21 protein-coding genes are annotated in these 24,237 nt (G+C 62.4%); 7 read left to right on the forward strand and 14 right to left on the reverse strand.

Annotation, left to right across the window (positions count from 1 at the left end; all coding sequences use genetic code 11):
* Nucleotides 1-30: 30 nt before the first annotated feature.
* Nucleotides 31-471, reverse strand: a complete 441-nt coding sequence (locus AC3CBN_RS09705) for a pilin (RefSeq protein WP_488636594.1) — start codon at nt 469-471, stop codon at nt 31-33.
* A gap of 352 nt (nt 472-823) precedes the next feature.
* On the reverse strand, nt 824-1,594 hold the full coding sequence (gene tfpZ / locus AC3CBN_RS09710) for a TfpX/TfpZ family type IV pilin accessory protein (protein WP_488636595.1): 771 nt from the start codon (nt 1,592-1,594) through the stop codon (nt 824-826).
* A gap of 202 nt (nt 1,595-1,796) precedes the next feature.
* Between tfpZ and AC3CBN_RS09715 the strand changes: the two genes are divergently transcribed.
* The gene (locus tag AC3CBN_RS09715) at nt 1,797-3,875 is read left to right on the forward strand and encodes a prolyl oligopeptidase family serine peptidase (protein WP_488636596.1); all 2,079 of its coding nucleotides are present in this window, start codon (nt 1,797-1,799) and stop codon (nt 3,873-3,875) included.
* Between the two features lie 262 nt (nt 3,876-4,137).
* Here the strand turns inward: AC3CBN_RS09715 and corA are convergent, their stop codons facing one another.
* The 11 genes from corA to miaB all read right to left on the reverse strand — a co-directional run bounded on the left by corA (nt 4,138) and on the right by miaB (nt 17,286).
* Entirely contained in the window at nt 4,138-5,151 is a 1,014-nt protein-coding gene (gene corA, locus AC3CBN_RS09720; RefSeq protein WP_488636597.1) for a magnesium/cobalt transporter CorA, read from the reverse strand.
* A 46-nt stretch (nt 5,152-5,197) separates the two neighbouring features.
* Nucleotides 5,198-6,397: a lipoprotein N-acyltransferase Lnb domain-containing protein gene (locus AC3CBN_RS09725; RefSeq protein WP_488636700.1), complete on the reverse strand. Its 1,200-nt coding sequence runs from the start codon at nt 6,395-6,397 to the stop codon at nt 5,198-5,200.
* 80 nt (nt 6,398-6,477) lie between these two features.
* Complete coding sequence (locus AC3CBN_RS09730) at nt 6,478-7,326, reverse strand: CorC family transporter (protein WP_488636598.1); 849 nt, start codon at nt 7,324-7,326, stop codon at nt 6,478-6,480.
* A gap of 152 nt (nt 7,327-7,478) precedes the next feature.
* Nucleotides 7,479-8,978 carry an efflux transporter outer membrane subunit gene (locus tag AC3CBN_RS09735; protein ID WP_488636599.1) on the reverse strand — a complete coding sequence of 500 codons (1,500 nt, stop codon included), beginning with the start codon at nt 8,976-8,978 and terminating at the stop codon, nt 7,479-7,481.
* A gap of 14 nt (nt 8,979-8,992) precedes the next feature.
* Nucleotides 8,993-10,966, reverse strand: a complete 1,974-nt coding sequence (locus AC3CBN_RS09740; protein ID WP_488636600.1) for a glycosyltransferase — start codon at nt 10,964-10,966, stop codon at nt 8,993-8,995.
* Nucleotides 10,963-12,225, reverse strand: a complete 1,263-nt coding sequence (locus AC3CBN_RS09745; RefSeq protein ID WP_488636601.1) for a hypothetical protein — start codon at nt 12,223-12,225, stop codon at nt 10,963-10,965. The genes AC3CBN_RS09740 and AC3CBN_RS09745 overlap by 4 nt, the downstream gene beginning before the upstream one ends.
* A 21-nt stretch (nt 12,226-12,246) precedes the next feature.
* Nucleotides 12,247-13,395: an HlyD family secretion protein gene (locus tag AC3CBN_RS09750; RefSeq protein WP_488636602.1), complete on the reverse strand. Its 1,149-nt coding sequence runs from the start codon at nt 13,393-13,395 to the stop codon at nt 12,247-12,249.
* A 578-nt stretch (nt 13,396-13,973) separates the two neighbouring features.
* The gene (gene ybeY, locus AC3CBN_RS09755; protein ID WP_488636603.1) at nt 13,974-14,453 is read right to left on the reverse strand and encodes an rRNA maturation RNase YbeY; all 480 of its coding nucleotides are present in this window, start codon (nt 14,451-14,453) and stop codon (nt 13,974-13,976) included.
* A complete protein-coding gene (locus tag AC3CBN_RS09760) occupies nt 14,450-15,436 on the reverse strand; it encodes a PhoH family protein (protein WP_488636604.1) in 987 nt (328 codons plus the stop codon). The genes ybeY and AC3CBN_RS09760 overlap by 4 nt, the downstream gene beginning before the upstream one ends.
* A 6-nt stretch (nt 15,437-15,442) precedes the next feature.
* Nucleotides 15,443-15,937: a GNAT family N-acetyltransferase gene (locus AC3CBN_RS09765; RefSeq protein WP_488636605.1), complete on the reverse strand. Its 495-nt coding sequence runs from the start codon at nt 15,935-15,937 to the stop codon at nt 15,443-15,445.
* A complete protein-coding gene (miaB, locus tag AC3CBN_RS09770) occupies nt 15,934-17,286 on the reverse strand; it encodes a tRNA (N6-isopentenyl adenosine(37)-C2)-methylthiotransferase MiaB (RefSeq protein ID WP_488636606.1) in 1,353 nt (450 codons plus the stop codon). The genes AC3CBN_RS09765 and miaB overlap by 4 nt, the downstream gene beginning before the upstream one ends.
* Before the next feature lie 317 nt (nt 17,287-17,603).
* On the opposite strand from miaB, the gene AC3CBN_RS09775 reads away from it, so the two are divergent.
* Nucleotides 17,604-18,713, forward strand: a complete 1,110-nt coding sequence (locus AC3CBN_RS09775) for a lytic transglycosylase domain-containing protein (RefSeq protein ID WP_488636607.1) — start codon at nt 17,604-17,606, stop codon at nt 18,711-18,713.
* Here AC3CBN_RS09775 and AC3CBN_RS09780 read toward each other — a convergent pair.
* A complete protein-coding gene (locus AC3CBN_RS09780) occupies nt 18,699-19,886 on the reverse strand; it encodes a S1C family serine protease (protein WP_488636608.1) in 1,188 nt (395 codons plus the stop codon). The two genes, AC3CBN_RS09775 and AC3CBN_RS09780, sit on opposite strands and share 15 nt — an antisense overlap.
* A 379-nt stretch (nt 19,887-20,265) precedes the next feature.
* Between AC3CBN_RS09780 and petA the strand changes: the two genes are divergently transcribed.
* The 5 genes from petA to AC3CBN_RS09805 all read left to right on the forward strand — a co-directional run bounded on the left by petA (nt 20,266) and on the right by AC3CBN_RS09805 (nt 24,236).
* Entirely contained in the window at nt 20,266-20,871 is a 606-nt protein-coding gene (gene petA / locus AC3CBN_RS09785) for a ubiquinol-cytochrome c reductase iron-sulfur subunit (protein WP_488636609.1), read from the forward strand.
* Complete coding sequence (locus AC3CBN_RS09790; RefSeq protein ID WP_488636610.1) at nt 20,871-22,172, forward strand: cytochrome b; 1,302 nt, start codon at nt 20,871-20,873, stop codon at nt 22,170-22,172. The genes petA and AC3CBN_RS09790 overlap by 1 nt, the downstream gene beginning before the upstream one ends.
* Nucleotides 22,165-22,914, forward strand: a complete 750-nt coding sequence (locus AC3CBN_RS09795) for a cytochrome c1 (RefSeq protein WP_488636611.1) — start codon at nt 22,165-22,167, stop codon at nt 22,912-22,914. Before AC3CBN_RS09790 ends, AC3CBN_RS09795 begins: the two co-directional genes overlap by 8 nt.
* Before the next feature lie 74 nt (nt 22,915-22,988).
* A complete protein-coding gene (locus tag AC3CBN_RS09800; protein WP_488636612.1) occupies nt 22,989-23,612 on the forward strand; it encodes a glutathione S-transferase N-terminal domain-containing protein in 624 nt (207 codons plus the stop codon).
* A 174-nt stretch (nt 23,613-23,786) separates the two neighbouring features.
* Nucleotides 23,787-24,236: a ClpXP protease specificity-enhancing factor gene (locus AC3CBN_RS09805; protein ID WP_488636613.1), complete on the forward strand. Its 450-nt coding sequence runs from the start codon at nt 23,787-23,789 to the stop codon at nt 24,234-24,236.
* The last annotated feature ends 1 nt before the right edge of the window (nt 24,237 follow it).

The raw sequence follows: 24,237 nt of genomic DNA on the forward strand, positions 1-24,237 counted from the left end.
GGGTATTGCTTGTCCGTCAGTCGCCAAGAATTATGGGGCGCGGCAGGAGGCCGGAACGTATTTCGTAGCGCCCGTCTGCGTCGTGCACTTCCAAATCAGCACGCCGCTACCGCTCGCGGACTTCGGGGTCAACACGAGGACGACGTCACCGCCATTTGCCGCCGCGCCCGTGGCCCGGCTGGTACCGGTGATGATGCCACCGGCGATGTCCACTTTTTCGACATAGGTCGTGGCAGGGCTGGAATAGCCAGCGGTGGCGTTGTCGGTAACCGATGCGAAACCGCCAGCCTTGCTAGAGGCCGTCTCAGTTACGTCCAGCTTCGCTGCGTCCATCTGCACCATCGTCTCCGTGACTTTGGAGCGAATCGTGTAGTCCTGATACGCCGGCAGCGCGATGGCGGCCAGGATCGCGATGATCGCGATCACGATCATCAGTTCGATCAGGGTAAAGCCCTTCTGAATGCTCTTCATGGTGGTTCCTCTGTTTTGATTAGCTAACCGGTGATGCCCCCTGAGCCCCGGCCCCGAATCCCCCTAGGCGGGAACGGTTCCCCATACAACGGTCTGGAACGACCAGGAAGCTCGCGGCATTCGCAGCATGTTGTATGCCACGCCTGCCGGTGACAGGTCCCCGCAGCCTTGCGGGTGCATGGATTGTGCATAGGGTCACGAAGGGGGGCAAGCTAGCTGGGTCAATGCATTGTCCGGATTGTCGATCCGGTCTCGCCCAAGGGTGAGGCTGTGTCCATCCAGGGCACGAAGTGACGTTTCGCGTCACTTCAACTGCCTGTTTGGGACTCTTTCTGCCCTGTGGCCCGGAAATTCACCACGGATCTATAGCAAGGACCGCTACGGGTTGCTTGCTTCGGCTGCTGATGACCGCAGCGTAGTCTTTGTTGTGCGCATGCAACGGTACATAGACGAGTGTGTCCCGGGTGTTTTCCGTGTGGGTGGCCAATCGTTGAAGGTCGGCAGTCTGTTTTGGTGAAAGTGCTTTGAGCGCAGATAGGGGGCGTGCGTGCTTGAGCAGCGTGTCGGCCACCTGACCATAGGGGACGTAATAGTGAGGTAGCAACTCCACGTCCTTGCCGCCCGCGAGTGCCTTTAACGCCAAGCCTGAGCTGTCCTCGTTCGGGTACGGGTCAGCACCCACCAGTCGCGGCCCGGTCCAGGAGCGCCGCCGAAACTCTTCCGAATTTCCCATGGCGAGATCGATATCGCTCAGTTCGCCGGCCATCACCACCTCGAGGCGATCTACCGCCGCGACTACGAACACTGGTCGTGCCTGGCTGATCACGAAGAGACCATAGGCAAAGGCGATAGCCTGCAGTACGACGATGACGGACAGATCCAATCGAAGCAGTCGCCGGGCCTTGGCCGGATTGAAGACCAGTAGCGTGAATGCTGGGCCGATCACCACATCCACGCCAATGATCAGCAACATCAGTCCGGTGGCCCCGGCTGCGATGAAATACGGTGGCGGGAACCAAAGAAGGTAGAGCAGGGCAACGACGCCCAGTGCCAACGCAAAACTAATGGCCAAATGAATGCCGGCGGCTTTCCAACGTGACATGGTTATCGGGTTCGTGGGCATGGCTAGGAGTCAGGTGGGCGGTTTAGAGGCTAGTCCGGGCGCTTGATACCACGACTCCCAGAAATTTTCAGCGCCGTGATCCACTCCGGGTGGCGCAGCAAGGCCCTTGCGCAGCACGACGGGGATCTGCGGCGCCGCGCCTTGCACTGCGTGCCGCCGCCACTTACCGTCAACGCTTTCGTTGTACCCAGGGAACCCATCCATGAAACCCTTGTTTATCGCGCTGGCGCTCGCGCTGGCCGGAACCTCCGCCGTGGCGGCCGAGGTCGAGAACCACGGTCCGCACCCGTTCAATATCCGCGACCTGGTGATGATGGATCGCGTTAGCGATCCGCAGTTGTCGCCGGATGGCCGTTACGCGCTCTATACCGTGCGCGCCACTGACTATGCGGCCAACAAGGGCGTCACCTCGATATACCTGCTCGATCTGGGCAAGGGTGGCGAGCCGGTGAAGCTGGTCGAGAAGGCTTCGTCGCCGCGCTGGTCGCCGGACGGCAACGCGTTCTACTACGTGGCGGCGAAGGACGGCGTCGCGCAGCTGTGGCGCCGCGCGCCGAATGCTACGGCCGAAGCGGTGCAGGTGACGCACGCGCCGATCGACGTGGACGGCTACAAGCTTTCCCCGGATGGCAAGAAGGCGTTGCTCACGTTTGGCGTGTTCACCGATTGCGCCGATCTCGCCTGCACCAAGGAGCGTTTGGACGGCCGCGCTGCGGACAAATCGTCAGGCACCGTCTACAACAAGTTGTTCGTGCGCCATTGGGACACCTGGGCCGATGGTCGTCGTGCTCAGCTGTTCATGGCCGACCTCGACAATGCCAACGAGCAGCCACTGCTGTTGACCCGCGGCATCGATGGCGACGTGCCGAGCAAGCCATTCGGCGACGATGGCGAGTTCAGCTTCTCGCCCGATGGCAAAACGGTGTACTTCGACGTGCGCATCGCGGGCAAGAGCGAGCCGTGGTCGACCAACTTCGACGTCTACAGCGTGCCGGCTGACGCATCTTCCGAGCCGCGCAATCTCACCGCGGCCAACGAGGCCTGGGACGCGGCGCCGGTGGCCTCGCCAGATGGCAAGACGCTCTATTACCTCGCCATGAAGACGCCCGTTTCCGAAGCTGATCGCTTCGGCATCATGGCGCTGGATCTTGCCAGCGGTCAGAAGCGTGAAGTGGCCCCGAATTGGGATCGTTCCGCCGGTGGCCTGCAGATTTCCGATGATGGGAAGACGCTCTATGCCACCACCGATGACAACGGCCAGCATCCGCTGTTCGCCATCGATGTGGCTTCCGGCAAGGTCAGCATGCTTGTCACCAACGGCGCCGTGGGCGGCTATGCCTTGAGCAAGTCGCGCTTGCTCGTTCAGCGCGATGACCTCAAGCATTCGGTCGATCTCTATGTGGCCGATCTGCAAGGCAAGGGCCTCAAGCAGGTGACCCACTACAACGCCAAGCGCCTGAAGAACGCGCAGATGGGCGAGCCGGAGTTCTTCACCTTCAAGGGCTGGAACAACGAGACGGTGCAGGGTTATGTGGTGAAGCCGGCCAACTACAAATCCGGCAAGAAGTACCCGGTGGCCTTCATCATCCATGGCGGCCCGCAGGGTGCGATGGAGAACGGTTGGAGCTATCGCTGGAACCCGCAGACCTATGCGGGTCAGGGCTTTGCTGTGGTCACCGTCAATTTCCACGGCTCCACTGGCTATGGTCAGGCCTTCACCGATTCCATCTCGGGCGACTGGGGTGGCAAGCCGCTGGAAGATCTCAAGGCAGGCTGGAAGGCGGCGCTCGCCAAGTACAGTTTCCTTGACGGTGACCGCGCCTGTGCGCTGGGCGCCAGCTACGGCGGCTACATGATTTACTGGATGGCCGGTGTGTGGAACCAGCCCTGGAAGTGCATGGTCGACCACGACGGCGTATTCGACGCACGCGCGATGTACTACGACACCGAAGAGCTATGGTTCGAGGAACGCGAGAACGGCGGCACGCAATACGAGCATCCGGAGAATTACGAGAAGTTCAACCCGATCAACCATGTCAAGGATTGGCGCGTGCCGATGCTGGTGGTCCATTCGGCGAAGGATTTCCGCATCCCGGATACGCAGGGGCTGGGCGCGTTCACTGCGCTGCAGCGTCGCGGCATTCCCAGCCAGCTGCTGCATTTTCCGGATGAGAACCACTGGGTGCTCAAGCCGCAGAACAGCGTGCAATGGCATGAGACGGTGAATGCATGGCTGAAGCAGTGGACTTCGCCTGATACGACGAAGACGTCGGCGAAGTAAGGCGAAGGAAATGGTGAGGAAAATGGCGGCCCACGGGCCGCCATTTCTTTTGCAGCGTTCATGGTCGCCCCAGGGCGCCGTCATCCCGGCGAAGGCCGGGATCCAGCGACTTTGCTCTTCCTGCCAAATTGGTGACGATCTGCGAAGCAGGCATCGCATGGAAAGCAGCGCAAGCTCGCGCATGCGGACGGTTAAGTCACTGGATCCCGGCCTTCGCCGGGATGACGGTTCGGATGGCTAGCGGGCTGCAGCCCGATATGGCTTAAAGCCACTTCGCCCGTTTGAGGAACCTATAGATACTTGCCACCAAGGCGATCACCAGGACGATGATCAACGGGTAAGCCCATGGCTTGTTGAGTTCAGGCATGTGCGCGAAGTTCATGCCATACCAGCTGGTAATCAACGTCGGCGCGGCCAGCATGGCCGCATAGCCGGCCAGGCGCTTCATCACTTCGTTCTGCCCGAACGTCACCAGCGAAAGGTTGACGTTGATGGCGGCCCCAAGCATTTCGCGCATCGCGGTAACCGATTCGTTGACGCGGAATACGTGGTCGTACACATCGCGGAAATAGGCGCGTAATTCATCGGGAATCAATTGCGGGTGCAGGCGCACCAGCTGGCTGATGATGTCCTGCAACGGCGCCGCCGCCAGCCGCAACGTCATGAGGTCACGCTGCATGTCGTACAGGCGTTTGATCGTGTCGCGATTGAAGGTATCGGCGAAGATGTCCTTCTCAAGCTCCTGCAGTTCTTCACGGAAGTCGCGTACGATCGGAAGCAGGTTGTCGACGATGAAGTCGAGCACGCCGTAAAGGCCGTAGCTCGGACCCATGGCCAGCAATTCGGGGGAGTGTTCGCAACTACGTCGTGCTGGGGCGTAGGAAAGCGAAGCGCCATGACGCACAGTCACCAGGTAGCGAGCGCCGAGAAAGATATGGGTTTCGCCGAACGCGATGTGGCCGCTTATTAGCTGAGCGGTCTGCACGACGACGAACAGCGAGTCGCCGTACGTCTCGATCTTGGTGCGCTGATGCGCGTGCTGGGCATCCTCGATGGCCAGGTCATGCAGGTCGAACTCTTCCTGCAATTTGTTGAGCAGCGGCTCGTCTGGTTCGTGCAGCCCCACCCAGACAAAGGTGTCGGGCTGCTTAAGCACTTCGCTGATGTCGTCCAGGCTGATGTCGCCGATGCGCTGCCCATCGAATCGATAGGCAACGCAATTGACTACCATCGGAGTGGCGATTTGCGGGGTAGGTGGTGGCGCTGTCAGTTGCATGGGCGAATGATGCGCCGCCGTTCAAGACAGGGCAACGACTGCACGGTCAGGGTCTGCTTGCGTTCGCCAAAGAACCACGTCGTAGGCACCAAGCCAGTGCCAGCCAGCAGGGCAGCGCGAGCAGCAGCCACGGCTGATTCTGCTGCACCACGCCGGGTAGCAAGTGCATCAGCAAGGTCGCGAGTACCGCCAGCAACTGCAGCACGATCAGGCCGTTGATGCGGCGCGAAGCAATTGCGCCGCTACGTGAGCGCCACAGGGTAGGCAGCAGCAGGAGCGCCAGCGGATTGAACAGCAGCAGGTTGGCGTTGGCCCAGGCTGAGTGATGCGTGGTCAACGTCCACAGCACGAGCAGCGCTATGCCTACTACTGCCGCCAGCACCAGATACAGCGAGCCGAGCAAGGCGTAGACAGTGGGTGCAAAGTAGCGCGCTACGATCAGTAGCGCGGCAAATAGCAGGCCGGCCAATGCCAATGGCAGGCGGAGGTCGGGGGCGTTTCCCGCCGGCGGGGCGATGCGGTTGGGCGAGATGATCTGCTCGTCCTGCACCAGGGGGCGCGTGTCGCCCTGGGCATCCGTTACCGACACCTTGCGAATCGCCGTCTGCAACTCCATCGGCAGGAAACTTTCCTGCCAGGCGCTAAGCGGTTGGTCCGCATAGGGGCCAAGGCCGAGGTCGAGAATCAACATCAGCCACGCTTGCTGGCTCATGAGGCGTGCCGTTTGCTGGCGATAAGTCATGCCGCCAGAGTGTGCTTCGAATGGTTTCTTCAGTGCGCCGCCCAGCGCCTTGTCCAGCGCATCGCGCACGCGCGTGGCGCAGTTGCTGGCGTAGTAATCGTAGTCGTAGCGCACGTTTTCCGGGCGCAGGTTCCACAGCAGGAAGTCGCGCAGATCCGTGGCCTGCGCCGCAGTGAATGCAAGTTGTTGGCGGGTGACTGAGCGGCCTACATCCCGGTAGTACTGCTGATCAACCTCGGTGGGTGCCGCATCCATCATGTAATGCATGCGGCCGGCCGCGAAGTGCAGCAAGAAGCCTTTTTCGTCGAAGTCGAATACACCGTAATTGAACGAGACGGCCTCGCCACTCACGGTGTCGCGAAGTTCGATGGCGTCGTGGCCAAAGCGCTCCCAATAGATGTCGCCGGGTCCGTACGTGACCAGCGATACCTCAAGATTGGCGCCAGGAGCGTTGGCCACGCCCGCCTGCGCGCGCGGCGACCAGGCAACGGTGAGGCACAACATGAGCAGGACGAGCGCGGACAAGAAGCGCTCAGCGCGATGACGGATAGCGGACTTCGGCGTCCTGCCCAGATGCTGCACAGTCATTCTTCCCTGTTGCGGGCAACGCGGAACGCTTGCACGCGGCGGTCATCCGCTTCGGTTACGTGGAACAGGTAGTCGCCGATGGCGATCTCTTCACCCACTTCCGGCAGATGACCGAACTCGGAGGTGCACATGCCGCCGACGGTGTCGAACTCCTCGTCGGAGAAGTTGGCGCCAGTCTGTTCGTTGAAATCGGCGATGGGCGTGAGTGCACTGACGATCCAGCCACCGCCGGATTGCTCGTGCATCAGCGTGGGCTCTTCTTCGTCATCGTGCTCGTCGTCGATCTCGCCGACGATCTGCTCAAGTACGTCCTCGATGGTGATGAGGCCGGCAACGCCGCCGTATTCGTCCACCACCAGCGCCATGTGGTTGCGCGTATGGCGAAATTCCGCCAGCAGCACGTTCAGGCGCATCGATTCGGGAATCAGCACGGCAGGGCGCAGCACGCTGGCAAAATCGAAATGGTCGCCGTTGCCCACGAACTTCAGCAGATCCTTGGCAAGCAGGATGCCGAGAATGTCGTCCTTGTCTTCGCCGTGGACGGGAAAGCGCGAGTGGCCGGATTCGACGACGGTGTCAAGGATTTCGCGCAGTGGCGCATCGGCAGAAAGCATCACGATCTGGGTGCGCGGGATCATGACATCGTCCACGCTCAGCTCGGTGACCTTGATGGCACCCTCGACCATCGTGAGGGTATCGTTGGACATCAGGCCGTTGGCCTGGGCGGTGCGCAGCTCGTCAATGAGCTCCTTGCGGTTGCGCGGCTCGCCAGAAAACAGATGGCCCAGTCGATCCCACCATTTGCGATGGGCCGGGCCGCTGGTACTGCCAGGGTCCTCGTTCATTACTCTTGCGAATGCAGCCCGGTAACGGGCGGAAACTTGAGTCTAGCGGAAAATTCGTGACGATTCAGGAACAAGGCGTCGGACCCCGGCGGGAGCGGCGCCGCAACGGGTCTCGGCGGCAGACCCGGGGCGTGGCGCCATGGGCGCGCCTTTTACCGGGGGGCCGTTGTAGACGGCCGTGCCGGCGAGGCCTTCGCGACGCCTGCTGCACTGGTGCGAGATTCGCTCCAGCCGCCGCCCAGCGCCTTGTAGAGGTTGACCTGGTTGACCGCTTGGTCGAGCTGCAGGCTGACCAGTTTCTGCTGGGCGGCGTAGAGCGAACGCTGGGCGTCCTGGGTGGCGATGTAATCGTCGAGGCCTTCCTTGAAGCGCACCTGCGAAATCGTATAGACGTGCTGCGACTGGTCCACCAGCTCCTGTTGCGCCTGCAGCTCGGGCACGATGTGATCGCGCACGGCGAGCGCATCAGCCACCTCGCGGAACGCCTGCTGCACCGCGCCCTCGTACGCGGCCGTGGCACCGCCATAGCGGGCCTTGCTGGCGGATAGTTCGTTCTTGTTCTTGCCCCAATCCAGCAAAGGCATGGAGGCGGAAGCGGCACCGTTCCAGGCCAGAGCGCCCGCACTGAACAGGTTGGACAGGCTGCCGCTCAGCACGCCAAGCGCAGCGGTAAGTGCGATATTGGGGAAGAACGCGGCACGGGCGCGGCCGATATCGGCATTGGCCGCGCGCAGCCGATCCTCGGCGGCAATGATGTCGGGGCGGCGATCCAGCAGCGAGGAAGGCAGCCCTGCCGGTACATCGGTCAGCAAGGGCGCCTGCCACAGGCTCCCAGTGGTGTAGCTGGGTGGCAATGGCTGGCCGATCAGTACGGCCATGGCATTGATGTCCTTGGCGATACGGGTGTGCATGTCTTCCACGTCCACCTGGGCGGTGTTCACCTGGGTCTGCGAACGGCGCATGTCGAATTCCGACACGCCGCCGTCGTGAAAGGCCTTTTGCATGACTCCGGCATGTTGCTGCTGTGCGGCCAGCGTTTGCTCGGCCAGCTGCAGCAGGGCACGGTCGGCATTGAGGGCGAGGTAGGTGTTGGCTACTTCACCGATCAAGGCGATGCGTGCGGCCTGGTAATCCGCGGCGCTCGCCTCGGCCAACTTGCCTGACTCGTGCACGGAGGCGCGCTGGCGGCCAAAGAAATCCAGCTCGTAACTGGTCATGCCCGCCTGTACCTGATAGGTGTTGAAGGTCGAGGCTTTGGTGCGGTTGTTCTGGATCGGGCCAAGCAGGCCATTGCTCGGCTGCTGTGTCATGCCGGGCAGGCGCTGGCGCCCGGCATAGCCTTGCAGATCGATCTCCGGGAACAGACTGGCTCGCGCCACACCATAGCCGGCTCGTGCCTCGGCCATGTTGGCGGCGGCTAAACGCAGGTCGCGGTTGTTGCCCAGCGCGATCTCGATCAGGCGCTGCAGCGCCGGGTCTTTGAAGAACTCGTGCCAGCTCATGTCGGCAGCCTGCGCCGGGGCTTCCGCCGTCGACGTATGCGAGGGGTAGTTGCCGGGCACGGGCATCGATGGGCGCTGGTAGGTCGGCTCCATCGTGCAGCCGACCAACAGGCAGCTAGCGAGCGAGGCAGAAAGGATCAGTGACTTCATATGCGTCTCCGGGGTCATCGCGACGGAGGAGGGGAAATGCCGGCTAGACGCGCCAGCTGCAGAAAGGCGCGTAGCGGACGCGCCTTGACCGCGATGTTGTGCGGCGCCTCGCTGAAGATCAGCGCGATCAGGCGGTGTCGCATCGTTTCGTCGGTTTCGAAGCTCACGCACAGGCGGCGCTTGCTAAGGCGAACCACCTGGGCTGGGACCCAGCCCACCTCGGGCACTCGCACTTGCAGCCGCTCACCGATCGCCGGCACCACCGGGCCGCGGTGCAGGGCGGCGCCGCTCAGCGAAATGTCGATGAACTCACTGGTTTGCTCGTGGCTGCCCTTGCGCCAGCTCGCGGTGCGGCGGAACGGAAAACGTTCCTCGCGCCTGAGCCTGGGCAGATCCACGCAGGCCATGATCGCGGCGAGATTCAGTACCAGGGCGATCAGCGTCCAGCCCAGGTTGAATAGCGTGCCATCACTCATGCTGGCATTGAGCAAGGTATTCACCGCGCCAGCTTGCAGGAACACCATCAGCGCGATGAAAAAGCCGGCGAGCTTCCAGTGCACCACGACCTTGCTGCGGTCGATTCCCTTCGCTGTCACTTTGAATGGACGTCCAAACGGACGGAAGCAAGCGGAGATGATGGTCATGGTCACGGCATAAGCCGCCACCAGCTGGGTGACCTCGGTGAAGATCGGCAGCGTCTTGCGATCGGTGATCCACGGGCTGTAGAACCAGAAGCCGATCAGCGCCGGCAGGCCGTAGAACAGGAACTGCTCCGGCGTGGTGTAGAACGCGGCAATGCCGAAGTACCAGTACAGCACTGGCGCTATCAACATCAACAACAGGAACGGCTTGCCGATCCAGTGCAGCATGCCGTGGATGTAGTGCAGGCGGTCCAGCAGGTTGTAGCCGTCGCCGCGCACCGGGCCATCCTTCAACAGGGCCACCTGCATGGTGCCCAGGCACCAGCGGCCCCGCTGGTTGATGTATTCGATCAGCCCTTCGGCGGACAGCCCTACCGACAGGCGCTCGTTGAGCCAGCGCGTGATGTAGCCACTTTTGCGCAGCAGGTAGGTGGTGTGGATGTCTTCGCACACACTGTCGGTGGGGAAGCCACCAGCCCCGGTGATGGCCTGGCGTGACACCACGAACGAAGTGCCGACGCAGAAGGCCGAGTTCCAGGCATCACGCGAGGGCTGGAACACGTCGAAGAACACGCGCTGCTCGTCCACCCAGCTATCGGTGGTGCCCAGGTTGTGCTGGATCGGATCGGCGTTGTAATAGAACTGCGGCGTCTGAACCAATGCTACTTCGGGTTCCGCGAACAGGCCGAGGACGCGGTAAAGAATGTTCTTTTGCGGCGCGAAGTCGGCATCCAGCACCAGGATGTAGGGCGCGTTGGTGTGTTGGGCGGAGAGTTTCAGCCCATTGTTGAGGTTGCCTGCCTTGGCGTGGGTGTTGTCAGGACGACGCGTGTAGTTGACGCCGAGCCTCGCGCAATAGTCGCGCAGCCAGTCGCGTCGCGTGTCGTCCAGCACCCAGATGTTCACATGCGGGTAATCGATCGCCTTGGCGGCGACGATGGTCTTCTCCAGGATCTCCAGATCCTCGTTGTAGGTGGCGATGAACACGTCCACCGCAGGCACGTTGTTTCCAGCAGCGCGCAGTCGCGCCTCGCCGGCATCGGCCTGTGGGCGGTTGTCGCGACGCCGCACCATCACCGCGATCGCCCCCAGCGTGTAGATGATGGAGACCATCTCGAAGGCGTAGAACACGTAGCTCCAGACGCTGGCGAAACCGTGGCTTGCATCGGGCAAGGTTTCGCCGCTGCGCCAGACGGCGTAGCGCAACAACAGCACACCGGAGAACACGCCGAACACAAGCCGATCGAAAGCGCGGTGCGGATTGGCGAAACGCGCCATGCCGACGCTAAGCAGCACGGTCAAGCCGAGCACTTGCAGCAGCGTCATCTGGTCGACGGGAAGACTCATGACGGGTTCTCCGTGCGGGCGATCGGGCGGCCGTTGAACGGGTTCCAGCCTTTGGCCGCCAGCGCGGCCCAGGCGGTCGCGCCCAGATGGGGCAGGTGGTAGTAGAAGAAGTCGGCGTAGGTGGAGTCCGGACCGATCGCGAAATCGGTGGCGATGCGCGGTTGTGGCGTGGCATAGAGCATGCCGCCGTCGCTGCGCTGCGCTGCCAGCAGTCGCCATAGTGTCTCGGGCACCGGTTTGCCGCTGGCCTGTAGCGCGGCGGCGACCTGCGCGCTGCCTTCGGTCCACACGCCATCTGGCTGGCGCCGGTAACCGTAGCCATCGCCGCTGCGATGCTGCGACTCGACCCACGGCCAGACCTGATTCCATTCGGCCGGATGCGGATCGAACGCCAGTAGCGACCAGACCTGCGAGTCGAGGCCGGACTTGTCGCGAGAGAGCGTCTTGCCATCGTCCAGCGTGCCGACCACGAAGCGATGCTGGGTGTTGTCCCACATGGTCCGAACAAAATCTCCCGCCAGCTTCGCTTGCTGGGCGAGTGCAGGATCCTTGGCGTCGCGATTGGCCCAGGTGGCGGCCGCATAGACGTCCATATTGTGCTCGGTGGACTTCCAGTGCTGGGCACGCTGGGCATTGTCGTAGCCGAAAAGGCCGCCCTCGTAGGCGGGTGGCGCGGTGCCTGCGGTGTGAGTCTGGATCCAGCGCAATTGCGTCACGGCGGCATCCAGGTACCGCCGGTCATGGCTGCTGTCGTAGACGGTCAACAGCAGCAAGGCGGCCCACGCCACGTTGCCGGTGGCTGTGCCTGTCTGGTACGGATCCTGGCTCCAGTAATTACCTTTGCTTTCCCAGTAGCCAGGAAGTTCGACCTTGCCGTCGGTCGCGGCGCCGCCACGATAGGCGTTGCGCAGCCGGCCGTCCTTGAAGCTGGGGTCGTGCGCCGCCGCGAGCAGCAGCGCATCGGCGATGCGTCGGGCTTGCGCGGGATCGCCGCAGGCTGTGAGTGCGATGCCTGCGAGCGCGTTGTCGTAGACGAAGGCAACGTTCTCCAACGCACGTATCGAGCCTGGTTGCAGGCCGGGATAGCTGGGCAGCAGCATCGGCCCGTCGCCGGGTATCGCCGTTGCGGCCGAACGCAATGCCGTGCAGCTGCCATCGGCAAGCTGCTGCTGCACGGTGTCGGCCGAGAATGCAGGGCGTGATGCGACGGCTGTCAGCATCAGCCCGAGACTTGCGAGGTGGCTCCATGAGATGGACATGCCGGCCTCCTTCGATGAGTGTCAGCGCAGGCTCGCGGTCACGCTACGGCCTGGAGTGCAGGGTGGACGGCCGGAATTGGCGGCGTCCTGGTCGTCCCATTGCGCAAGAGCATAGACAGAACCATCTTCCGCATAAGGAAAGGGCGCGCTGTAGCCGTTCTGCAGCGCCTCGTTGGCCGTAGGCAGTAGCTGCGAAATGTGCGCGTTATGAGGCTGGCCAGCCTGGTCGATCTTCACCCGCAGTTTCGTGCCCACATTCAGTCGTCCAGCCATGCGCGCCGGGAATACCGCCACGACATCTGTCTTGCTGCAATCAGTGGCGCGCAACAGGGTGGCGCCCGCCGTCACCTGTGTGCCTATCGGCGCGACGATTTCCTGCGTGGTGCCTTGCGCGGAGGCCTTGACGACATAGTCGGAGAGCGCGCGCACGCGATCGTCCTCGTGTGCAATCAGCTGATTAAGATTGGCCAACTGGGTGTTTAGCGCATCGATCTGAGCCTGTTCGTCCTTGATGCTGTTTTGCAGATCGGTTTTTCGCTGCATCAGCTGCGGCAACTGACTGTTGCTGCTCTCGCCGGTAGAAACGTATACACCGCGCTTGGCGGCATCGATGCTGGCGCTCACCTTGTGCGCGTTCTGGTCCAGTGCATCGGCTTCGCTGCGTGCGGCATCGGCCTGGGAGCCCGCTGCGGATACCGTCGCTGCGCTGACCGCGCCGTCGCGCTGCAAGGCCATGGCTCGCGAATATTTGGTGTCCAGTTCGGACAGCTTGGCAGCGGCTGCCTCCTGCTGGGCCTGCATGGAGGCGTAGCTGCTTTTGAGCTGCGCCACGTTGGCCTGCTGGTATTGCTCGTATTGGCCGCTGGCGTACTCAAGCATGCGCCGATCAGCGTCGATGCGATGGTTGAGATCATCCAGGCGGCTCTGCAATTCCAGTCGTTGTGTGAGCAACGTGGTCAGTGCGTCGCGCGCCACCGTGCTGTTCTTCACCAAGGCAATGGTCTGGCCGGGCTCGAGCGGCTGTCCATTCTGGGCATAGAGCGCGCTGACGGTACCGCTGATCGGCGTGGTGATCAGCATTGCCGGTGCATTGAGCACGGCACGTGTGGCGCTGGTAGAGAGCCACGGCTCGAGCAAGGTAGACAACAGCAACCAGGCGATGAAGCCCATCAGGCCATACCCAGCCAACCGCGGAATAAAGGCGAGAGGCGACCTCCTCCTGATGGGCTGGAGCTTGCCAGGCGGTGCGGTGGTGGGAGGCAAGCGTTCGGTGGGAAGCAAGTCAGTCTTCAAATCATTCGCCTCTGTTATTCGACGTCATGCAGACACCTACGCCCTGGCGCCGAAGCGGGGCGGGAGAGAGCTCATCTCAAGTGAGATGGCGATCGATGGTTGAAATCCGGTAGGCAGTGGCTTACGTGCCGCGAATCGTCTAATGACGGTTCCTGATTGATGCGATGCGTCAGACCCGGACCCGTAAAGGAATAGTCTGTGGGCGATGAACCTCGCCTGTCTTCGGCCGTGAAAACGCTCAGGTTCGGTTAGATTTCAGTTCAAGAAATGAACGCGTTTGACCTGCGGTCGACAAGCGATTGTCATGAAACTGACGCTTTGCAGCACGCTGCGAGACGGTGCTCTGACAGCGATCAATGGCTTGCTTGGAGTTCTTGCAGCAGCAGGTTCGATGCCGTTGGTGTCGCGCGACATCAGCACGAGTGGGCATTGAAGGAGGTTCACGCTGCAGGCGACTAGTCGTCGCCTTCGACGGTATAGGGATCGGTGATGCCGAGCCCTGCCAGGATGCGTGTTTCCAGCGCCTCCATGATCTCGGCGTCGGCATTTTCGATGTGGTCGTAACCCAGCAGGTGCAGTACGCCGTGCACGGTCATGTGCGCCCAGTGATCGCGCGGATGCTTGCCTTGCTCAGCGGCCTCGCGCGCCACCACGGGGGCACAGATGGCTAGATCACCGATCAATGGCAGGGTCACGCCGGGTGGCAATTCGACGGGAAACGACAGCACGTTGGTGGCGTAGTCTTTGCCGCGATATTCGCGATTGAGCGTACGGCCTTCCTTCGCATCGACGATGCGGATGGAAAGTTCGGTGACCTTGCGGCGTTTCGCACCACGCATCGCTGCTTCCACCCAGGCGCGGAAACTCGTCGATGACGGCACGCCCTTGCGGGGCGCCGCATAGCCAACCGAAAGCGTCAGTAGCGGAGCATTCACCTGGACTGATCCTCGGACGCCTGCTCAAACGCTTCGTACGCGCGCACGATTTTCGCCACCAGCGGATGACGCACCACGTCGCGCGAAGTGAAGAAGGTGAAGCTGATACCTTCCACGCCGCGCAGTACCTCGACGGCATGGCGCAGGCCCGAGCGCACGTTGCGCGGCAGGTCGACCTGGCTGACGTCGCCGGTGATCACTGCGACCGAGCCAAAGCCGATGCGTGTGAGGAACATCTTCATCTGCTCGACTGTGGTGTTCTGCGCTTCGTCGAGAATCACGTAGGAATCGTTGAGCGTGCGTCCACGCATGTAAGCGAGTGGCGCGATTTCGATCACGTTGCGCTCGATCAGCTTGGCGACCTTCTCGAAGCCCAGCATTTCGTAGAGTGCGTCGTAGAGCGGGCGCAGGTACGGGTCAACTTTTTGGGAGAGGTCGCCGGGGAGAAAGCCGAGCTTTTCGCCAGCCTCGACGGCGGGGCGCACCAGCAACAGGCGTTGCACACGGTTCGCTTCCAGTGCCTCAACGGCGCTGGCCACGGCGAGATAGGTTTTGCCGGTGCCTGCAGGGCCCACGCCGAAGCTGATGTCGTGCGTGGTGATCGCATGCAGGTAGCGCGCCTGGTTCGGGCCGCGTCCCTTGATCACGCCACGCTTCACCTTGATGGCGACTTCCTGGGCGCTTTCGGCGGAATCGTTGGTGATGGCGTCGATGCCGGACTCGGCCAGGTGCAGGTTGATCTTGGCGCCGCTAAGCGATTCGTTGATGGTGACGGCGTATAGCGCGCGCAACACCTTCTCGGTAGCCCGCGCGGCGTCTTCCTCACCGATCACCTGGAACAGGCTGCCCCGATGATTGATCTCCACGCCCAGTCGCAATTCGATCTGGCGCAGGTGTTCATCGAATGGCCCGCAGAGGCTGGACAGGCGGGCGTTGTCTTCCGGGTCGAGAGAAAAGTCGCGTTGGTTCAGGCCGTTTGTCATAAGAGGTCAAAGATGTCGATGCATCACATAGACGTCGGTGGGGCCGTGCGCCGCATGGCGGAACGCACCGGGTACCTGTCCGACAATGCGGAAACCGTGGCGCTGCCAGAGGCGCACCGCGGTGGTATTGGTCGAGACAACAAAGTTGAACTGCATGGCAGTGAAGCCTGCGTCGCGGGCCTGAATCATCGAGTGCTCGCACATGGCAGAAGCCACGCCCTGGCTGCGTGCCGAGGGCGAGACCATATAGCCGGCATTGGCGACATGGTCACCGAGGCCCGGTTGGTTCGGCCTGAGCATGTAGCAGCCCAACACCAGTTTCCCACGTTCGGCGACGAAGCAGCGTGTGGGTGGTGCCGTCCACCATTCGCGCGCCTGCTCGAAGGTCAAATCCGGCGGATAACTGTAGGTGTCGCCGACCGCCACGATGCTGCGGAACAGCGGCCAGACCAGCGCGAACTCCTCCGCGCCGATTTCCCTTACCGTCAGTGGCTCGGTCACGAAGCCAGGGCGATGGCGTCGTCAGCCAGCTTCACGCGGCCGCGCAACGAGTTGCTCATCGCATCAGTGATTACCACGTCGATGAACTGGCCGATCATGCGTGCGTTGCCCGGGAAGTTCACGTAGCGCATGTTTTCGGTGCGGCCGGTGAACTCGTTGGGGTTTTTGCGGCTGGGCTTTTCCACCAGCACGCGTTGCACGGTGCCGACCATGGCTTCGTTGATCTTGCGCGCGTTCTCATTGATGGTGGCCTGCAGGCGCGTGAGGCGGCCGTGCTTCACATTCTGCGAGGTGTCGTCAGCGAGGTTGGCAGCCGGCGTACCGGGACGGGAGGAGAAGATGAAGGAGAAGCTCTGGTCGAAGCCGATGTCGTCGATCAGCTTCATGGTCTTCTCGAAATCCTCATCCGTCTCGCCGGGGAAGCCGACGATGAAGTCCGAGGAAACACAGATGTCCGGACGCACCGCGCGCAGCTTGCGGATCTTCTGCTTGAACTCCAGTGCCGTGTAGCCGCGCTTCATCGCGGTGAGGATGCGGTCCGAGCCTGCCTGCACGGGCAGATGCAGATAGTTGGCCAGCTGCGGCACGTTGGCGTAGGCCTCGATCAGCGAGTCGGAGAACTCCAGCGGATGCGAGGTGGTGAAACGGATACGGCCGATGCCTTCGATCTGAGCGATGGCGTGGATCAGCACGGCAAGATCGGCGATGCCGCCGTCATGCGTGGGGCCGCGATACGCGTTGACGTTCTGGCCCAGCAGGTTCACCTCGCGCACGCCTTGCCCGGCCAGCTGCGCCACCTCGACGATCACGTCGTCAAACGGACGGCTGATCTCCTCGCCGCGGGTGTAGGGCACCACGCAGTAGGAGCAGTACTTCGAGCAGCCTTCCATGATCGAGACGAAAGCGGTGGGGCCTTCGGCGCGGGGTTCGGGCAGGCGGTCGAACTTCTCGATCTCCGGGAAGCTGATGTCCACCTGGGGCTTGCCGCTGGCGCGCTGCGCCTCGATGAGTTCCGGAAGACGGTGCAGCGTCTGCGGGCCGAACACCAGGTCGACATACGGGGCGCGCTTGATGATGTCCTGGCCTTCCTGCGAAGCCACGCAGCCGCCCACGCCTATCAGCACCGGCTTGCCGCCTCGCTTGTGCTCCTTCCACCGACCGAGCTGGCTGAAGACCTTTTCCTGGGCCTTCTCGCGGATCGAGCAGGTATTGATCAGGATGACATCCGCCTCGGACTCGTCCTGGGTCAACTCCAGCCCATGCGAAGCCTTGAGCACGTCGGCCATCTTGGCCGAGTCGTACTCGTTCATCTGGCAGCCGTGGGTTTTGATGAAAAGCTTGCCGGTCATGGTCTAGGACACCGTGATTCACTAGGCGGCGGGAAGGGCCGCCGAACACTGCAGTTTACGCGCCCGAGGCGATGCCCGCCAGTTGAACGGCCATGCTGGTCAAGTACTTGCATGCCAGGAGGTACCTGCGATTGGACAAGTTTGTCCTGCTGCACGAAATGCCCTGTTCCCGCTTGGCTGAGGTCCCGGCTGGGGGCACACTGCCGTCACGCTTGGCGCAGGGCGGCTTGGCGTCAGGCGAATGAAGAAGGGGGAAGTATGTGGAATTTTGACCGGGGTATGGCCGCTGCTTTGGCGCGGCGGTTGATGGGGAGGCCGTGATCCGACGGTTCTCTTTGCGGGTGACTTATCCGGCCCTGGTGCGGCTGGTGGCCTGCTATGGGCTGGCATTGGGGTTGTTCGGGCTGCCCGTGGGCAGCCACGCCGGGGCGCTGTATCGCTGCACCGGAGCCTCGGGGGAAGTCGTGTTCAGCAGTAGCGCGGCGGGATACCAGGGGTGCAGCCGCATTGCCGGCGCGCCGGAGCCGGTACGTCGCAAGCCACTACCCAAGGCCCCGGCACCGATGCTGGCAGATGTGCGCGGTTCAGCGGAAACCACGGCCCGGCCGGCTGGCGCCAGCGCGCCGCCGCTCACCTCACTGGCATGGGTCCAGGATTCGGTCGAGACCACGGCGCGAGTCATGCCGCCACCCGCGCCACAGGCGCCGGGCAGCAAGCCCGGCCAGTGGAGCTACAGCGAGGCCGGTCCGGCCCGGAGCAGCTCTGTGTCCGACAAGCCCGTCGCGGCTGCCGCGCCAGATGGCGATCGCGTGCTACGCGGTGCCGTCTATCGTGTCGTACGCAAGGACGGCAGCGTGGAATACACCAACCTGCGCCCGGCGGGCCAGCAGGATCACGCGGTGACCATGCTTTTCAGCTACATCGCCACCTGCGTGGCCTGTAATCTGCATTCGACGATCCGCTGGAATTCAGTGGCGCTCAATCTCACCGACTTCGCCGACGTGATCCAGCTGGCGAGTCAGGAGTCCGGCGTGGACCAAGCCTTCCTGCGCGCCATCATCCATGCCGAAAGCGCGTTCAATCCGCGCGCGATGTCGATCAAGGGTGCTCAAGGCCTGATGCAGCTGATGCCGGGCACGGCGTTGGACATGGGCGTAAAGGATGCCTTCGACACTGCGCAGAACATCCGCGGCGGTGCCCGTTACCTTGGCCTGCTGCTACGGACATTCAACGGCAACGAACAGCTCGCCGCGGCGGCGTACAACGCCGGGCCCGGCGCGGTGCAACGCTACAACGGCGTGCCGCCCTATGACGAGACTCGGGTCTATGTCGAACGCGTGGGCACGCTGCGCAAGCGCTACGGTCAGGCCATTCGCCCTTCGGGCGGCCGCGCGTCGGTGGTGGCCGGGGTGTCAGCTATCCAGTGAGGCGGTCGGCGTCATCGGCGGACGCTGGGCCAGAATCACCTCGGTGCGAAATGGCGTGCCGTTGCGCAGGCCCGATACCTCCACCTTGCTGCCGGGCTTGAGCGCTGCTTCGTGTCTGCGCAAGTCAGCCGGGTCGACGATATCTTCCGTGCCGATGCGCAGCAGGATGTCGTGCGGCTGGATGCCAGCCTGTGCCGCCGGGCCGCCGGGATAGATATCGGTCACCTGGGCACCGCGTGCAGCAGCGGGCAGGCCGCTATCGGCGGCGACCGGGACGAAGGTGTAGTCCGCGCCCATCCAGCCGCGCACGACGTGGCCGGTATCGATGATCTGATCCAGCACCTTCTTGGCGTTGCCGACCGGGATGGCGAAGCTGATGCCCTCGGCGTTGGCGGCCTTGCCGATAAGCAAGGTGTTGATGCCGACCAGCTCGCCTTCGGTGTTGACCAGTGCGCCGCCCGAGTTGCCCAGGTTGATTGCCGCATCGGTCTGGATGAAGTCTTCGGGGCTGGCGCTGCTCAACTGACGCCCGATCGCGCTCACGATGCCCATGGTCACGGTCTGGTTGAGGCCCAGCGGATTGCCGATCGCAAGCACCACGTCGCCAGTGCGTACTGCGCGGCGGTCGGCGATATGGATGACGGGCAGGTTGCTGGCATCGATCTTCAGCACGGCCAGGTCGGTCTCCACGTCCGCGCCCACCACCTTTGCTTTCGCCACGCGTCCGTCATAGAGCAGCACCTGGATGTCGTCGGCGTTGGCAATCACGTGATTATTGGTGAGCACGTAGCCCTGGGTGCTGACGATGACACCGGAACCCAGGCTCTGCTCGCGACGCTTGTACGCAGGGCCTGCCGGGCGGCCGCCGAACAGGCGCTGCAGCACAGGGTCGGTATACATCTGTACTGCCTGCTCGGTCACCATCTTGTTTGCGTAGATGTTGACCACCGAGGGTGCGGCGCGACTCACGGCATCCGCATAGGATGTCGGTCCGTTGACGTGCTCGACTGGCGCGGCCGCTGCGGGGATCTCCTGACTGGCTTGTCCCACCCCGAAATGCTGTCGGAGCCGATTGCCCACACTGGGCCACAACAAGCTGATGACGAAGGCCGCCGCCAGCCCGAGAACCACGAAGCGGGCGATGAAGGCGAGCGTGCCTGCGGCATGTTTCATGTCGTTATGGGTTTCGTGGCAAGGCGTTGAGACGAGGATCGCGTGGATACGGCAGGCGTAGCGCTTTTATTGTACGAGTCATGCCCTGACGCTACACTAACGCGATTTTGCGAGAGCCGGATTCTGCTGGCGCTTGCGAAGCGGGTCGTCCCGGGTGCTTCCCGGTGCGCAGTGTGCCCGGAAGCGGAAGGCCTGTAGCTTCTTGCTGCATGCTCATCGTGCTGGTGCCGCGCGTGCCTGCTTTTTTGGGGGAGTCATAGGGTTTTTTGGGTTCGCAGCAATTGGTTTTTTGCTGTCGGACATGTCGACGCGCTTGGCAAGTACCTGTGGAACTCATTAAGTTCCGCGTCTCAATGGCATGTAAGTACCGGAGAGCCTGATGGCGAACGAAGTCGTCGATCACGGCCGCCGCCGTTTCCTCACAGCAACCACAGCAGTGGTTGGTGGTATAGGAGTCGTTGCGGCAGTCGTGCCCTTCATCAAGTCGTGGGAACCCAGTGCGCGGGCCAAATCCGCAGGTGCACCGGTGACCGTCGACATCAGCAAGATCGAGTCGGGCCAGAAGGTGACCTACCCATGGCGCGGTCTTCCGGTTTTCGTGGTGAACCGTTCCGAGGCGCAGCTCGCTGCGTTGCCCAGCCAGGACAGCCGCCTGGTCGACGCCAAGTCGGACAGTGGTTCGGCCGAGCAGCAGCCCAAGTACGCGCAGAACGAAAGCCGCTCCATCAAGCCCGAGTGGCTGGTGTTGGTTGGCCTGTGCACTCACCTCGGTTGCGTGCCCGACTTCGTCCCCGTGATGAAGCCCGAGCCGTTCGATCCGGACTGGAAGGGTGGCTTCTATTGCCCTTGCCATAAGTCGCGCTATGACATGTCCGGTCGCGTCTACCAGGGCGTGCCCGCACCGAAGAACCTGCTGGTGCCGCCGTACCATTTCGTTGACGACACACACATCCAGATTGGCGTGGATCCGAAGGAGGCCGGCTGATGGCCAACGTATTCACGCGTATCGGCGATTGGGTCAATGAGCGGGCACCCGGCATGATGCCGATGTACCGCAAGCATATGACCGAGTACTACGCGCCGAAGAACTTCAATCTTTGGTACTACTTCGGTTCGTTGGCGATCGTAGTGCTGGTCAACCAGATCGTCACCGGCATCTTCCTTGCCATGAACTACAAGACGAGTGCGGCGGAAGCCTTCAACTCAGTCGAGTACATCATGCGTGACGTGGAGTGGGGCTGGCTGATCCGCTACATGCACTCCACCGGCGCCTCGCTGTTCTTCGTCGTGGTGTTCATGCACATGTTCCGTGGCTTGCTGTACGGCTCGTACCACAAGCCGCGCGAACTGGTCTGGCTGCTGGGCATGTTGATCTTCCTGGTGCTGATGGCCGAGGCCTTCATGGGCTATGTGTTGCCGTGGGGCAACATGTCGTTCTGGGGCGCCAAGGTGATCATCTCGCTGTTCGGCACTGTGCCGGTCATCGGCGGCACCCTGGTCGAATGGATCATGGGTGACTACCTGCCGGCCGATGCCACGCTCAATCGCTTCTTTGCGTTGCACGTGATCGCGCTGCCACTGGTGCTGTTGCTGTTGGTGGTGCTCCATATCGCCGCGCTGCACGAAGTGGGCTCGAACAACCCCGATGGCGTCGACACCAAGCATGGCCCCAAGGGCAACCGCTGGGATGCGACCAAGCCGGCCGATGGCATTCCCTTCCATCCGTACTACACGGTGAAGGACCTGTTCGGCGTTGGCTTCTTCCTGATCATTGCGGCGTTCATCATCTTCTTCGCGCCGACCTTCGGTGGTTGGTTCCTGGAGCATGACAACTTCATCCCGGCCAACAACCTGGTCACGCCGACGCACATCAAGCCCTCGTGGTACTTCACCCCGTTCTACGCGATTCTGCGCATGATCCCGTCGTTCTTCGGCACGGCGTTCTGGGGTGTGCTGGGCATGTTCGGGGCGATCGCCCTGCTGTTCCTGCTGCCGTGGATCGATGCCGGCAAGGTGCGCTCGATCCGCTATCGCGGTTTGGGCTACAAGGTCGCGCTGATGTCGTTTGCCGGGTCGTTCATCGGCCTTGCCCTGGTGGGCGCGGGTGTGGTCGGTGAGAAGCTGGTCGAATGGGCTCCTTCGGACGCGACCTTCTGGGAGAACGCATTCGGTCGTGTGATGACCCTCATCTACTTCGGGTACTTCGTGTTCCTGTGGTGCTACACGCATCTCGGCTGGGAAGCGACCAAGCCGGTCCCGGAACGGGTGGTGTTCGACCATGAATAAGCGGCTGTCCTCGATGAAGAAAATCATTTCCTCGTTTGCGCTTGCGGTCGGCCTGCTGGCCGGCACCAGCTCGGTGATGGCTTCGGAAGAGGGCGGTCTGCCTTCGGCCGGCACCAACATCCGCGACCAGGCTTCGTTGCAGCGCGGCGCCAAGCTGTTCTTCAACTATTGTGTTGGCTGCCACTCGCTGAAGTACGCGCGCTACTCGCGTATCGCCGAAGACCTTGGCCTGTCCGAAGACGAGGTGATGAAGAACCTCAACTTCACCGGTGCCAACTTCGGTGACGTGGTGATCTCGCACATGCCGGAGGATTCATCCCAGCAGTTCTTCGGCAAGGCGCCGCCGGACCTCTCGCTGGAAGTGCGCGCCAAGACCGCCGACTGGGTCTACGGCTACCTGAACTCCTTCTACGTCGACCCCACCCGTCCGGTTGGCTGGAACAACACCGTGTTCCCCAATGCCTCGATGCCGTTCCCGCTGTGGGAGCTGCAGGGTGTGCAGACCGCAGTGATGAAGGAAGGCAGCGAAGACGTCGAAAAGCTGGAATTGTCCCAGCCCGGCAAGCTCACCCCGGTCCAGTACCAGCAGGCCGCGCGTGACCTGACGGCCTTCCTGGAGTACGTTGCGGAGCCGGCGGCATTACAGCGCCAGCGGTATGGCATCTGGGTGCTGCTTTTCCTGGCGGGCTTCACTTTCCTCGCATATCTGCTAAAGAAGGAATATTGGAAGGACGTTCACTGAAACGTCGCTCCATAGCCTGAGGTACGGCGGCCTAGTGCCGCCGTACACGCTTAAAGTCGATGGGGAGATCGCGCATGGTTCAAAGCGCTCGTTCGCGTACCGCACTCGCCCTGTACACCACGGCTGATGGCATCCAGTGCCACCGGACCCGATTGGTGCTTGCCGCCAAGGGCGTCAGTTATGAGCGGATACAGGTGGATCCGGCCAAGCCGCCCGAAGACCTGCTGGACCTGAATCCCTACGGCACCACGCCGACCTTGGTCGATCGCGACCTTACGCTATACAACACGGCGGTCGTCTGCGAATACCTGGACGAGCGTTACCCCCATCCGCCTCTGATGCCCATCGACCCGCTTTCCCGGGCACGCCTGCGTCTGGCGACCGTCCGGATCGAGCTGGACTGGCTGCCAGAAGTGGACACCATCCGTGCGGGTGGCCGTCCGGCGGACGCTGCTCGTAAGCGCTTGCGCGAGCACCTGCTGGCCTCGCTACCTCTGTTCAAAGCGTCCAGGTTCTTTCTTAATCCCGAAATGAGCCTTACCGACTGCCTGGTAGCTCCGGTGGTCTGGCGTCTGCCCTGGCTGGGCATAGACCTGGGGCGGGAAGGCAAGCCCATCCTCGACTACGGTGAGCGCCTGTTCGCCAGTCAGGGTTACGCTCGCAGTTTGACCGCCGAAGAGAAGGCGATGCGACCGTAAGCATTCTGGGGCGTGCCTATCACGGGCAGGGCAGATGGCTTAAGGAGTGCGCCCGTCGAGATGCGCCCCCGCAATCCCTGCGACACCTTGCTTCAGCTTCGCATTACACTCCCCCGATCCAACCGACCTGGCTCCGGAAGGCCTCCGTGGAGCCGGTTTTCAACAGGCTTTTGAATGACCGACGACAAGCTCCCGCCGATGACTTCCAATCGCCCCTATCTGCTGCGGGCGATTTACGACTGGATCACCGACAACAACCTTACCCCTTACGTGCTGGTCGACGCCGGACGGGATGGAGTGCGGGTGCCTCCACAGGTGGTGAAGAACGGCCAGGTGGTACTGAACCTGGCCATGCGTGCGGTGGCCAACCTGGATCTGGGCAACGAATGGATCAGCTTTCAGGCGCGCTTCTCCGGCGTCAGCCACAACATTCATATCCCGATCCAGGCAGTGCTGGCGCTCTACGCCCAGGAGAACGGGCAGGGCATGATGTTTCCTGCTGACGAAGGTGGGGACAATCCGCCCCCGTCGTCAGATCCGGATGACACGCCGACCCCGCCCGAAAGCGATCAGGCAGGCGACAAGCCCAAGCGCAGCGCGCCATTCCTGCGCGTCGTCAAATAAT

The sequence above is a fragment of the Dyella sp. OK584 genome (assembly GCF_057787755.1).